The 12534-nt window shown below is 68.5% G+C and carries 11 protein-coding genes; 6 read left to right on the top strand and 5 right to left on the bottom strand.

The genetic code is table 11. From position 1 onward, the window contains the following. Positions 1 to 14 precede the first annotated feature (14 nt). The 4 genes from amt (at position 15) to glcF (ending at position 4425) form a co-directional block, all read left to right on the top strand. Positions 15 to 1433 (top strand): ammonium transporter, encoded by a 1419-nt coding sequence (gene amt, locus J2X09_RS22730; protein WP_310309469.1) that lies wholly within the window; start codon positions 15 to 17, stop codon positions 1431 to 1433. A gap of 157 nt (positions 1434 to 1590) precedes the next feature. Then, the gene (locus tag J2X09_RS22725) at positions 1591 to 1809 is read left to right on the top strand and encodes a hypothetical protein (RefSeq protein WP_204734461.1); all 219 of its coding nucleotides are present in this window, start codon (positions 1591 to 1593) and stop codon (positions 1807 to 1809) included. A 185-nt stretch (positions 1810 to 1994) separates the two neighbouring features. Beyond that, a complete protein-coding gene (gene glcE / locus J2X09_RS22720; RefSeq protein WP_204734460.1) occupies positions 1995 to 3095 on the top strand; it encodes a glycolate oxidase subunit GlcE in 1101 nt (366 codons plus the stop codon). Between the two features lie 13 nt (positions 3096 to 3108). Beyond that, positions 3109 to 4425, top strand: a complete 1317-nt coding sequence (gene glcF / locus J2X09_RS22715; RefSeq protein ID WP_204734459.1) for a glycolate oxidase subunit GlcF — start codon at positions 3109 to 3111, stop codon at positions 4423 to 4425. 106 nt (positions 4426 to 4531) lie between these two features. Here the strand turns inward: glcF and J2X09_RS22710 are convergent, their stop codons facing one another. Continuing rightward, a complete protein-coding gene (locus tag J2X09_RS22710; protein ID WP_204734458.1) occupies positions 4532 to 5017 on the bottom strand; it encodes a glutathione peroxidase in 486 nt (161 codons plus the stop codon). Between the two features lie 168 nt (positions 5018 to 5185). Here J2X09_RS22710 and J2X09_RS22705 point away from each other — a divergent pair, with 168 nt between their 5' ends. After that, complete coding sequence (locus tag J2X09_RS22705) at positions 5186 to 6367, top strand: response regulator (RefSeq protein WP_204734457.1); 1182 nt, start codon at positions 5186 to 5188, stop codon at positions 6365 to 6367. Between the two features lie 136 nt (positions 6368 to 6503). On the opposite strand, the gene lplT is transcribed toward J2X09_RS22705, so the two are convergent. Continuing rightward, positions 6504 to 7787 (bottom strand): lysophospholipid transporter LplT, encoded by a 1284-nt coding sequence (gene lplT / locus J2X09_RS22700; protein ID WP_204734456.1) that lies wholly within the window; start codon positions 7785 to 7787, stop codon positions 6504 to 6506. Between the two features lie 219 nt (positions 7788 to 8006). Here lplT and alr point away from each other — a divergent pair, with 219 nt between their 5' ends. Continuing rightward, on the top strand, positions 8007 to 9116 hold the full coding sequence (gene alr, locus J2X09_RS22695) for an alanine racemase (protein WP_204734455.1): 1110 nt from the start codon (positions 8007 to 8009) through the stop codon (positions 9114 to 9116). On the opposite strand, the gene J2X09_RS22690 is transcribed toward alr, so the two are convergent. Genes J2X09_RS22690 through J2X09_RS22680 form a run of 3 tightly spaced genes read right to left on the bottom strand, consistent with a single transcriptional unit; the run spans position 9117 to position 12529 of the window. Continuing rightward, complete coding sequence (locus tag J2X09_RS22690) at positions 9117 to 10676, bottom strand: ArnT family glycosyltransferase (RefSeq protein WP_204734454.1); 1560 nt, start codon at positions 10674 to 10676, stop codon at positions 9117 to 9119. A 4-nt stretch (positions 10677 to 10680) separates the two neighbouring features. After that, positions 10681 to 11040: an SMR family transporter gene (locus tag J2X09_RS22685; RefSeq protein WP_204734453.1), complete on the bottom strand. Its 360-nt coding sequence runs from the start codon at positions 11038 to 11040 to the stop codon at positions 10681 to 10683. A 13-nt stretch (positions 11041 to 11053) separates the two neighbouring features. Further along, positions 11054 to 12529: a UbiA family prenyltransferase gene (locus J2X09_RS22680; protein WP_204734452.1), complete on the bottom strand. Its 1476-nt coding sequence runs from the start codon at positions 12527 to 12529 to the stop codon at positions 11054 to 11056. Positions 12530 to 12534: the final 5 nt, after the last annotated feature.

Genomic DNA, 12534 nt, shown 5'->3' with positions numbered 1-12534 from the left:
GAGAGATCACGAACATGAAAAAACTCATCGCCACCCTGTTCCTGGGCATGGGCCTCGCCTTCGGCGGCCTCAGCGCCATGGCCCAGACCCCCGCGCCGGCCGAGGCGCCCGCCGCTGCCGCTCCTGCCGAAGCGCCTGCAGCGCCCGCCGCTGCGCCTGCTGAAGCGCCCGCCGCCGCTGCACCGGCCGAAGCCGCACCCGCTGCCGCCGAGCCTGCGCTCGACACCGGCGACACCGCCTGGATGCTGACCTCCACGATGCTGGTCATCCTGATGACCATCCCCGGCCTGGCCCTGTTCTATGGCGGCCTGGCCCGCTCCAAGAACATGCTGTCGGTGCTGATGCAGGTGTTCGTGATCTTCTCGTTGATCACGATCCTGTGGTGCATCTACGGTTACAGCCTGACCTTCGCGGGTGAAGGCAAGTTCTTCGGCGGTTTCGACAAGGTGTTCCTGAAGGGCATCGGTGCGGACACGCTGTCGGGCCTGCTGCCGACGATCCCCGAGTTCGTGTTCGTGGCTTTCCAGTCGACCTTCGCCGCCATCACCTGCGCGCTGATCGTGGGCTCGTTCGCCGAGCGCATCAAGTTCTCGGCCGTGGTGCTGTTCTCCGTCATCTGGTTCACCTTCAGCTACATCCCGATGGCCCACATGGTCTGGGGCGGTGGCCTGCTGGGCGCTGACGGCGCACTGGACTTCGCCGGCGGCACCGTGGTGCACATCAATGCCGGTATCGCCGGCCTGGTGGGTGCCTACGTGGTGGGCAAGCGCATCGGCTACGGCAAGGAGGCGCTGACGCCTCACAGCCTGACCCTGACCATGGTGGGCGCCTCGCTGCTGTGGGTCGGCTGGTTCGGCTTCAACGCCGGTTCCGCGGGTGCCGCCAACGGCGTTGCAGGCCTGGCCTTCATCAACACCATCCTGGCCACCGGTGCAGCCACGCTGTCCTGGATTGCCGGTGAAGCCATGCACAAGGGCAAGGCTTCCATGCTGGGCGCTGCTTCCGGCGCTGTGGCCGGCCTGGTGGCCGTCACCCCTGCCGCTGGCTTCATCGGCCCGATGGGCTCGATCATCCTCGGCCTCATCGCCGGCCTGGTCTGCCTGTGGGGCGTCGGTGGTCTGAAGAAGCTGCTGGGTGCCGACGACGCATTCGACGTGTTCGGCGTGCACGGTGTCGGTGGCATCGTCGGTGCCATCCTGACCGCGGTCTTCGCCGCCGCCAGCCTGGGTGGTGTCAAGGGCGACGACTACGCCATGGGTGCCCAGATCTGGATCCAGGTCAAGAGCGTGCTGCTGACCATCGTCTGGTCCGGTGTGGTCTCGTTCGTGGCCTACAAGATTGTCGACATGGTGGTGGGTCTGCGTGTCAGCGAAGAAGCCGAACGCGAAGGCCTGGACATCACCTCGCACGGCGAAACGGCCTACAACCGTTGAGCTGACAGAGCCTCTGGCGTGGCGTGAAGGCGCCACGCCGATACCGAGTCTCCTCTGGAATTGAACCCGCGCTGCCTCAGGGCACGCGGGTTATTTTTTTGCATGTGCCACCTCTTTATGATGCGCGCCGGACACCACACAACATCAGGAGGAACACATGTCCGGATACTTCTCGCGCGCGCTCGCCGTCACCGTGCTGGGCGCTCTGGCCACCACCGCGCTGCACGCCACCGAACCGTCGACCCGCAAGCTCCCGTCCAGGGTCACCTTCCACAAGGCGCCCTCGGAGGAGGCCCCCGCCGTGCGCGAGAAGCGCCTCAAGCGTGAGTGCAAGGGGCGGCCGAACGCCGGCATGTGTGCCGGGTACACGCGGTAGACACCCCCCTGCGCCGCTGCGCGGCTTCCCCCTTCCGTGGCGCGCCCTCGGTGCTTCGAGGGGGGACGGCACCTGGGGCCCGCGGAGCCGGACCCTCGTTGCCCCTGGTCTGACCGGCTGCGATTGCATTGCCGCGTGCAGAAAATTCAAAACCGGCGAAGGCCCGGGCGACTACCATCGTCGCCATGTCGTCCCCGCCCCACGAGACGCCCGGCGAACTGATCGACCGGGTCCGCGCCGCAACGGCCGCGCGCACGCCTGTGCACATTGCCGGCGGCCACACCAAGGCCTTCTACGGCGAGCCCGTGTCGGGCGACGTCCTGTCCACTACTGGCTGGTCCGGCATCGTCAGCTACGAGCCGACCGAACTGGTGGTCACGGTGCGCGCGGGCACGCCGCTGGCCGAGCTGGAAAGCGAACTCGCCGGGCGTGGGCAGTGCTTTCCTTTTGAACCGCCGCACTTCGGTCCTGGTGGCACCGTGGGTGGCATGGTGGCTGCCGGCCTGGCCGGCCCGGCGCGGGCGAGCGCCGGTTCGGTGCGCGACTTCGTGCTCGGCGCGCGTTTCATCAATGGGCGCGGCGAGCTGCTCACCTACGGCGGCCAGGTCATGAAGAACGTGGCCGGTTACGACGTGAGCCGTGTGCTCGCGGGTTCCATGGGCACCCTGGGCGTGATCACGGACGTGAGCCTCAAGGTGCTGCCCGTGGCGCCCGCTGAGGCTACGCTGACCTTCCCGCTCGGCCAGCACGAGGCGCTGGAGCAGCTGCACCGCTGGGGTGGACAACCCCTGCCGGTCAATGCGAGCCGTTGGGAGGCGGACCGCCTGGTCGTGCGCCTGCGCGGCGCGGTGGCCGCGGTGGAGGCGGCCTGCGAACGCATGGCGCGCGAGGCTGGTGGAACCCGTGTGGACAACGCGCAGGCCGGTCGCGGGTGGGCCGCTTGCCGCGACCAGCAACTTCCCTTCTTCCACGCAACGGCCACCGATCGGTGTTTGTGGCGGCTCTCGGTGCCGCAGACCGCGCCGGTGCTGGCGATGCCCTGGCCGCAGCTCATCGAATGGCAGGGCGCGCAGCGCTGGCTGTGGGCGCCAGCGGGGGCGGCGGCCGACATCCGCGTGGCCACCGCGGCGGTGAACGGCCACGCCACGCTGTTCCGCGCGGGGGCCGACGGCGCGCCGGGCGTGCCCCGTTTCGACCGCGCCAGTGCAACCTTGCAGACCATCAACGATCGCCTGCGCCGCGAGTTCGATCCGGCCGGCATCTTCACGCCGCGCCGCATGGGCTGAAGGGCATCGACATATGCAAACCCGGCTCTCTCCCGAGTACCAGCAGCGCGCCGACGGCCGTGCGGCCGAGGCCATCCTGCGCAAGTGCGTGCACTGCGGCTTCTGCACCGCCACCTGCCCGACCTACCAGCTGCTGGGCGACGAACTCGATGGCCCACGCGGCCGCATCTACCTGATGAAGCAGGTGCTCGAGGGCGCCGAGCCCACGCGCAAGACGCAGATGCACCTGGACCGTTGTCTCACCTGCCGCAACTGCGAGAGCACCTGCCCGAGTGGCGTGGACTACGGCCATCTGGTCGACATCGGGCGGCAGATCGTGGACGAGAAGGTGCCGCGTCCGGCGGGCGAGCGGGCCGTGCGCTGGATGCTCAAGGAGGGCCTGGCCTCCCCCCTGTTCGCGCCCGCGATGAAGCTGGGTCAGATGGTGCGCCCGCTGCTGCCCGGTGCGCTGAAGGACAAGGTGCCCACTCCCCGTGCCGCCGGTCCCCTGCCCACGCGGACACATGCGCGCCGCGTGCTGCTGCTGGCGGGCTGCGTGCAGCCGGCGATGATGCCCGGCATCCACAACGCCACCGCGCGCGTGCTCGACGCGGCCGGCATCCAGGGCGTGGTCGCGCCCGAGGCGGGCTGCTGCGGCGCGGTGAAGTTCCACCTGAACGACCAGGACGGCGGGCGCGCGCAGATGCGCGCCAATATCGATGCCTGGTGGCCACTGATCGAAGGCGGCGTCGAAGCCATCGTCATGAACGCCTCGGGTTGCGGCGTCATGGTGAAGGAGTACGGCCACATCCTGCAGGACGACACAGCCTATGCCGCGAAGGCCGCGCGCGTGAGCGAACTCACCCGCGACCTGAGCGAACTGCTGCCCACGCTGGTGCCGGCGCTGCGCCCCTTGCTTAAGCACGCGCCCGATGCTTCACGCGTGATCGCCTTCCACCCGCCTTGCACGTTGCAGCACGGCCAGAAGCTGCGTGGTGGCGTGGAGCGGCATCTGGCCGAACTCGGCTTCACGGTGAAGGTGGCGAACAACGAGGCCCACCTGTGCTGCGGGTCGGCCGGCACCTATTCGGTGCTCAATCCCGAGCTGTCCCACGCGCTGCGCGACCGCAAGCTCGGCCATCTCGATGAACTCCAGCCGGCGGTGATCGCCAGCGCCAACATCGGCTGCATCACGCACCTGCAGAGCGGCACCAGCACGCCGGTGCGGCACTGGGTGGAGGTGCTGGACGAGGCTTTGGGGGGCCTGAATCTCCTGGGCGTGGTGGGGTGTTTCGCTCTGCGTTGGTGGGTGAGGTCGGGTGGTCCGGTCAATCCCGGCGCCGGCTTGTGATGAGGCAGCAGATGCGCCCAGGCACACGCATCCGCGATAAGGGGCCGGAGCAGGCGGGCACCGCCATCGGCCCACCGCGAGGGCACCGCCAGAAGCGCTACAAGCCTCAACCCGCGAGCGCCGCCTCGATATCCTTCGCCAGCTTCTCCGGCGCGTCCTGCGGTGCGTAGCGCTTGATCACGCGACCATCCTTGCCCACCAGGAACTTGGTGAAGTTCCACTTGATGGCCTTGCTGCCCAGCAGGCCGGGGGCTTCGGCGGTGAGCCACTGGTAGAGCGGGTGGGCGTTGGCGCCGTTGACGTCGATCTTCTCCATCATGGGGAAGCTCACACCGTAGTTGAGCTGGCAGAAGCTGGCGATCTCGTCGTTGCTGCCGGGGTCCTGGCTGCCGAACTGGTTGCAGGGGAAGCCCAGCACCACCAGCCCGCGCTCCCCGTAGGTCTTGTGCAGCTTTTCCAGGCCGCCGAATTGCGGCGTGAAGCCGCAGGCACTGGCGGTGTTCACGATCAGCAGCGGCTGGCCCTCGAACTGCCGCAAGGGCACGGTCTTGCCGTCGATGGACTGCGCGTCGAAGTCATAGATGCTGGGCATGTGAGGCTCCTGGTGAGGTGGATGCACTGTGACGGATTGTGCGGTCTGCGGGCTGTGTACGACGAAAGGTGCATTTGCGGTGGCGGACGCGAACCTTTTCCCTTCCTTTTGGGGGTGCCTGCGCGGCATACTGGCCCGCAACATCCGATAACAATTCTGGGGCCGGAGATGATCGCTGCATACACCGTGGCACTGGTGGGCTTTTCCCAGGCCGAGTCATCCACGTTCGAGTCCTTCTTCCGCCTGGCCTCGCGCCGTCCGCCGGGCTATCTGGTGCAGGACGAGGTGATGGACGCGCAGATCCTGATCGTCAATGCCGACAACGTGCAGGCCGTGCTGCTGGTGCGCGATGCCGAGCTGCCCGGCAAGGTCATCCTCGTGGGCAGTTCCGATGGCGGAACCGGCTGGCCGTTGCATCGCAAACCGGTGAAGCTGGTGGCCATGCTCGCCGCGCTCGACGAGATGGTGGGCGCCGCGCGGCCTGCGCCTGCGCGGCGCAGAAGCGGCGGCCATTCGCGCCTGCCTCGGCAGGAGGCCTTCCAGCCGTCCCAGTTTCAGGGTCTGGACGCGAGCATGCAACTCGCCAGCGGCCGATCGGTGCCGTTCCAGCATCCACCGCAGGTGCCACCCGGCGCGGGTGGCGACCGCGGTTTCGCCCACACCCAGCCGTTCACCGGCGTGTTGCCGCCCACCATGGCACCCGCTGTGCGCGGAGCACGCCGCCGTTCGCCCGATACCGAGTTTCCGCCCACGCGGCCCCTGCTCAATGGCGTGATGTCGCCCGTGGCCCCGAGGGTCGAGCCGCCCGCGCGGCCCGGCGTGATGGGCATGACCGACTTCGGCAGCCTGGAAGATCTGCCGTCGCCACCGGCGCCTGCACCGCGTGCCACGCGCTCGCCCCGCTCGAAGCTCAGCGTCGAGAAAGCGCCGGTGCCCGAGGTCGCGCGCGGTGACATGCTGCTCGTGGCCGAAAGCCTGGTGGAAGGCCGCATCCTCCTCAAGCGCTTTCGCAAGTACGGCCTGACAGTGGACTGGTCGCGCGAGGCCGCACAGTCGCTGAGCATGCTCAAGGCGCACCCCTATCGCGTGGTCGTGATCGATCGTCTCCAGGGCGTCCCCGACGCCAACCAGATCTGCCGCACCGCCAAACAGACCAAGGGCCCGAAAGGGGCGCCGGTGGTCATCATGTTCGCGCCCACCGCCGGCAGCATGGACCGCATGAAAGCCGGCCTGGCCGGCAGCGACGCCTACCTCTCGCGCTCGGTGGGCGAAGCCGACCTGTACAAGGTGCTGGCCCAGCACCGGCTGGTCAGCCTGGACGGATTCGCGCCTACCAACGTGGGGTTCTGACGTCGCCGGAGCGCCTCAGGCAGCGGAGGGAGACAACGCCATCCAGAAACACCGCGGAACTGGCTTCGCCAGGCCGCAGGTGTTGCCCCCTCGAGGGGGTGACGCACCATAGGTGCGGCGCAGGGGGGAGCCTGGTCTAGCCGTGCAGGTCGTCGCGGCGGGCGATTTCCAGCAGCCGCTCGAGTTCGTGCGGGTGGTTCTTCTGGTTGTGGCGGTGCCATACCGCGATCAGCGCCATGCAGCCGGCCACCAGCACGCCAAAGGCTGTGATGGCCGCGAAGGCCGACCAGCCCATGCCGGTGGAGAAGCTGTACAGGGCGCCCAGGCCGAGGATGCAGGCCTGCTCGTTGAAGTTCTGCACCGCGATCGAGCGCCCGGCGCCCATCAGGTTGTGGCCCCGGTGCTGCAGCAAGGCGTTCATCGGCACCACCAGGAAGCCGCCCAGCCCGCCGAGCAGCACCAGGAAGGGCGCGGCCACCCAGACGTTGTCGATGAAGTTCATCAGAATGACCAGCAGGCCCATGCCGATGCCCAGTGGCATCACGCGCGTCGCCTGGTCCAGCCGCATGCGCAGGGATGCAATCACCGCACCCACCGCCGTGCCCACCGCCACCACGCCCACCAGCGACGACGCCTGGGTGCTGCCATAACCGAGGGCCGCACCGGCCCAGGCCAGCACGATGTAGCGCAGGTTGCCCGACACACCCCAGAACAGCGTGGTGGTGGCCAGCGAGATCTGCCCCAGTCGGTCGCGCCAGAGCCGGCTGTTGCAGCGCCAGAAGTCCGGCAGCAGCGTCAGCGGGTTTTTCGGCATGGGGCGTGGCGTCACGCCGGTGAGAGGGATGCGCGTGTTGAACCAGGCCGCCAGCGCGTACACCACCACCAGCGCGGCCACGGCGGCCTCGGCCGGGTGGGAGATGCCCGTGTGGATGCCGGGCACGTCGATGGCCAGCAGTTTCGAGGAAATCCAGGGGCCGACCAGCTGGCCGCCGAGCAGTACCCCGAGGATGATGGAGGCGATCGTCAGGCCTTCGATCCAGCCGTTGGCCTTGACCAGTTGCGAGGGCGGCAGCAGTTCGGTGAGGATGCCGTACTTGGCCGGCGAGTAGGCCGCCGCGCCCAATCCCACCAGGGTGTAGGCAAGCAGCGGGTGCACGCCGAAAAGCATCAGGAGGCAGCCCGCCACCTTGATGGCGTTGCTGATGAACATGACCTGCCCTTTGGGCCGCGCATCGGCGAACGCGCCGACGAAGGGCGCGAGCACCACGTAGAACAGCGCGAACAGGGGAACGAGTGCCGCTTCCTGCCAGCCCGGGGCACCGCGGGTGCGCAGCAATTCGATGGCCGCGATGAACAGCGCGTTGTCAGCCAGAGAGCTGAAGAACTGCGCCGTCATGATGGTGTAGAAGCCGCGCTTCATGGAGATGATTTTGTGTGCCGAGGCGCTTCAGCCCATGGGGGCCGGGTGGGGGTCGCCGGGCTTTTTGTGCGACAGTTGACGGTCTCCAGACGAAGCCGGGTTATAGCATGCGGCCCTGGGGGCTCCGGGGCGTTCCACCCCGGGTTTTCACCCGGCAGGCCATCGCCGGCCCGTCGCGCGACTTACCGCACGTTCCCCTCCCGCCGATCCTTCTTTCTCATGCCACGTCCGATCCTCGCCACCGTCCATTCCGACGCCCTGCGACACAACCTCTCACGTGCCCGCCACTTCGCGCCCGACGCGCGCGTCTGGGCGGTGGTCAAGGCCAACGCGTACGGCCACGGCATCGAGCGCTGCTTCGACGCCCTGCGCGCCGCCGATGGCTTTGCCCTGCTCGATCTGGCCGAGGCCGAGCGCCTGCGCGCGCTCGACTGGCGCGGCCCGATCCACCTGCTCGAAGGCGTGTTCGAACCGCGCGACCTGGAACTCTGTTCGCGCCTGCACCTGTGGCACACCGTGCACTGCACCGAACAGATTGACTGGCTCGCGGCGCACAAGACCCAGGTGCCGCACCGCGTCTTCCTCAAGCTCAACAGCGGCATGAACCGGCTGGGCTTCACACCCGCCGCCTTCCGCAGCGCCTGGGCACGGCTCAATGCCCTGCCACAGGTGGACGAGATATCGCTCATGACGCACTTCAGCGACGCCGACGGCGCGCGCGGCATCGCTCACCAGGTCGCCGCGTTCGAGGAGGCCACCGCCGACCTGCCGGGCGAGCGCACGCTGTGCAACAGCGCGGCCATCCTGCGCCACGCGAAGCACGCCTTGCGTGGCTCGGCCAGCCTCTCGGCCGACTGGGTGCGTGAGGGCATCGCCCTGTATGGCAGCGCGCCCGACTTCCCCGAGAAACGCGTCACCGACTGGGACCTGCAGCCCGCCATGACGCTGTCCAGCCGCATCATCGGCACGCAGTCGCTGCAGCGCGGCGACACCGTGGGCTACGGCTCGGCGTTCACGGCCGACGGCCCGATGCGCATCGGCGTGGTGGCCTGCGGTTATGCGGACGGCTACCCGCGCCACGCGCCCACGGGCACCCCGGTGCTGGTGAACGGCGTACGCACCCGTGTGATCGGCCGGGTGAGCATGGACATGCTCACGGTCGACCTCAGCGGTGTGGACACGGCGGGCATCGGCTCCGAGGTGGTGCTGTGGGGCCGTGCTGGCTCGGGCGAGGTGCTGCCCATCGACGAAGTGGCTTCGTCCGCCGGCACCATCAGCTACGAGCTCATGTGCGCGGTGGCACCGCGTGTGCCGTTCGGCGCGCCCTGATCAGGGCCGGCCTGGCGAACACGCCGCGAAGCCGTAGCGTTCGCAGAACGGGTTGCCCAGCAAGGGCAGCCAGCGTGGAATGTCATGGAACTCGCGTGCGACCTCGGCCAGCACGGTGTCGTGGAAGGCCTGGTAGCGGAAGCCTTCACCGTCCACCGCGAAGAAGGCCACGCCATCGACCTCGAAGCGCTTGGTGTTGACGCGTTCGAAGTACGGGGCGAAGTCGGCGAGGTTCGGTTCGTCGTACAGGAACACGCGGATCGGCTGGCCGTCGTAGCGGCGGAAGTCGATGATCTGGTCGTCCTGCCGCGCGTGGTGTTTGCCCACGCCGAACACAGGCACGTACTGTCCGTGGTGGAACGCGAGCATGGCGGCCGGGTTGTAGGTCCGGCCCATCAGTGTGGCGCCGGTCGGCAGGTCTTTCTCCAGCGCGGCCACAATGGCCCCGGTCTCGCGCAGGAACACCGCACGGTCGTAGATCTTGAAGGGCTGCCACCACGACAGTGGCGCCCAGGCAATGGCCGCGACCGCGATCAGGTGCGGTACCGACAGCGCGACCGTCCAGACCAGGCTGCGGCGCAGCGGGCGGGCATCCAGCCGCAGTCCTGCCCAGATCACGAACAGCGGCACGAAGCCCAGCACCCAGTGCAGGCCGATGCTGCGGCGCGTGCTCAGCAGCAGGAACACCACCATCGGGAACAGCCACAGCACGAGCAGCGCGCGGACCGTGGATTTCGACACACCGGGCGCATCGCCGCGCGCGGCCATGGCACGCCACAGCAGCCACGGGGTGAGCAGGTAGAGCGCCATCGCCACATACACCGCGAAGGTCTCGATGTTCCAGCTCGACCCTTCGTTGCGGTTGAACACGTTGAACATCACATTGCTCCAGCCGTGCGTGGCGTTGAAGGCGATGTTGAGCGCGATCGCGGGCAGGGCGAACACAAAGATCAGGAACGGCGCCCACCAGCGTTCGCGCCGCCAGCCGAAGCAGTGTGCCGCGTAGGCGAAGCCGAGCAGCGCGGCGAAGTATTTGGAGAGGAAGGCCAGGCCAAGGAAGGCCCCTGCCAGCGCGTACCAGGGGGCGCTGCCCGGACTCCTGTCTTGTGCGCTGCTGTCGGCGCGCAGGTAGCACCAGGCCGACAGCGCCATGAAGAAGATCAGCGGCGTGTCGGTCGTCACCAGCACGAACATCCACGACCACGGCATCGCCAGGTACACCGCGCCCGCCAGCCAGGCGCTGGCCTCGCGTTCCTCGGGGAGGAAGCGGCGCAGCAGGTCGACCACGCCGAGCGCGATCACGCTGGTGACCAGCAGGGTGAAGCTGCGCAGTGCCAGTGGGTGATCGCCGAAGTGGCGCAGCCCCGCGATCAGCCAGCCGACCATGGGCGGGTGGTCCGAGTAGCCCCAGGCCGGGAACACGCCCCACTGGTAGAAGAAGGCTTCATCGCCAGTCATGGGAAAACCGGCGGCAATGGCGACCTTCAGCAACAGCGTGAAGACGAATGTGCCCCAGAAGATCTGGCGCGAAGTGTGGGCGGAGAATTCGGAGGCGCGCATATCGTCAAGCGTCCAGTGCCAGCAGGCTCACGCCCACCACGATGAGGGTGCAGCCGGCCACACGCACCCAGGAAAACGGCTCACCGAGCCAGAGCACGCCCAGCGCGAGCGTGACCACGAAGCCCAGGCTCACGAGCGGGTAAGCCACGCTCACATCCAGCCGCGACAGCACCCACAGCCAGAGCACGGCGCTGGCACCGTACAGCATCAGGCCAAGCCAGACCAGCGGGCTGGTGAGGGCCTGCGCGTAGGTGCTGCCCACGTCGGCGGCGACGGGTGCACCCATGCCGCGCTTCATGGCAAGTTGCGCTGCCGAGGACAGCAGCACGCAGAACAGGGCCAGGCCCAGGGCGAGGGATTTCATGTGCGCTCCGGATTCAGAAACCGACGGTGGCGGCCAGGCCGATGGCACCCATCACCAGCAGCGTGCCCCAGCTGAAGGGATCTCGCAGGGCGAACTGCAGCGGGTCTTCACCGTGCAGCTCACGCCGCCCGGTCTTGAGCCAGATGCGCATGATCCACAGCAGCAGCACCGGCGCGGCGGCCCAGAGCCAGTCGGGGTGGGCGTAGAGCTTCTGACTGTTCTGGCTGTCGATGTACAGCGCGAGCACCAGCACCGCGAGAAAGCCGCTGGCCATGCCCATGGCGCGCAGCGAGGCCAGGTCGCGCGCGTGGTAGCCACGGCCCGGCGCAAGGCTGCTGCCGTCGTCCTCCAGTTCCTCGAGTTCGGCGCAGCGCTTGACCAGCGCGAGGCTCAGGAACAGGAAGATCGAGATCGCCAGCAGCCAGTTGGACAGGTCCACCCCCGAAGCCACGGCGCCCGCGCCGATGCGCAGCGTGTACAGCCCCGAGAGCACCAGCACGTCGATCAGCGCGAGGCGCTTGAGGTAGAGCGAGTACGCCAGCGTGGCCGCCGTGTAGGCCAGCAGCATCGCGGTGAAGCCGGCGGAGACCGACCAGGCGATCGCAAAGCCGAGCACCAGCATCGCGGCGCCCAGCGCCACGGCGGTGGGTATGCCGAGGGCACCCGAGGCCAGCGGGCGGTTGCGCTTGATGCGGTGGGCGCGGTCGTTGGGCAGATCCAGCAGATCGTTGAAAAGGTAGGTGGCCGACGCGCACAGGCCGAAGGCCAGGAACGCGAGCAGCACCACACCCCAGAGTGCCGGGTTGAGCGAGTGCGCACCCAGCAGGGGCACGAACAGCAGGCCGTTCTTGGACCACTGCTTGAGCCGGATCGCGCGCAGCAGGGTTTTCAGGCTCAGTGGTTCACGTTCGAACACGCGCGCCTGCGGGTGCGTGCGTCGCAGCGACGCCACCACGCCGGGCGACGCGTTCACCGCCACCGCTTCAGCGCTGCCGGCCCACACATCGAGGTCGTCCCGGCTGTTGCCGGCGTAGGCCCAGCCGCTGTGGCCGTGGGCCTTCGCGTGGGCGTCGATGGCGGCGCGCTTGTGGGCGCGGCTCAGGTTGATGCCGTCCTGCCGGGCATTGGTGCCCAGCGTGTCGTCGAACACGGCCAGGTGGGCGGCCACGTCTTGCACGATGCGCGCGTCGGCCGCGCTGGCGAGCACCAGCGGCCTGCCCCGGGCATGTTCGTCGCGCAGGAACTGCACGAAGGGTTCGTGAAAGGGCAGGCGGGCCGGGTCGGGGCGCACGGCGCTGGCCAGCCGTTGCTTGAAGGCCGCCTTGCCCAGCGGCAGCCACGCCAGCATGCGCAGGAGGTTCAGCGGGTTGCGTCGCACGAACAGCATGGCCGATTCGTGCAGGGTGTCGCTGGGCGTGAGCGTGCCGTCCAGGTCCACGTAGAGCGGACAGGTATCGGGTGCTGGGGCGGTGGAGGCGGAAAGCGTCAAGCGGG

The organism is Hydrogenophaga laconesensis, from assembly GCF_031457235.1.
GTDB lineage: Bacteria > Pseudomonadota > Gammaproteobacteria > Burkholderiales > Burkholderiaceae_C > Hydrogenophaga > Hydrogenophaga laconesensis.
The sequence above is the reverse complement of the archived record's forward strand: the minus strand, read 5'-3'. Positions and strand labels throughout refer to the sequence as shown.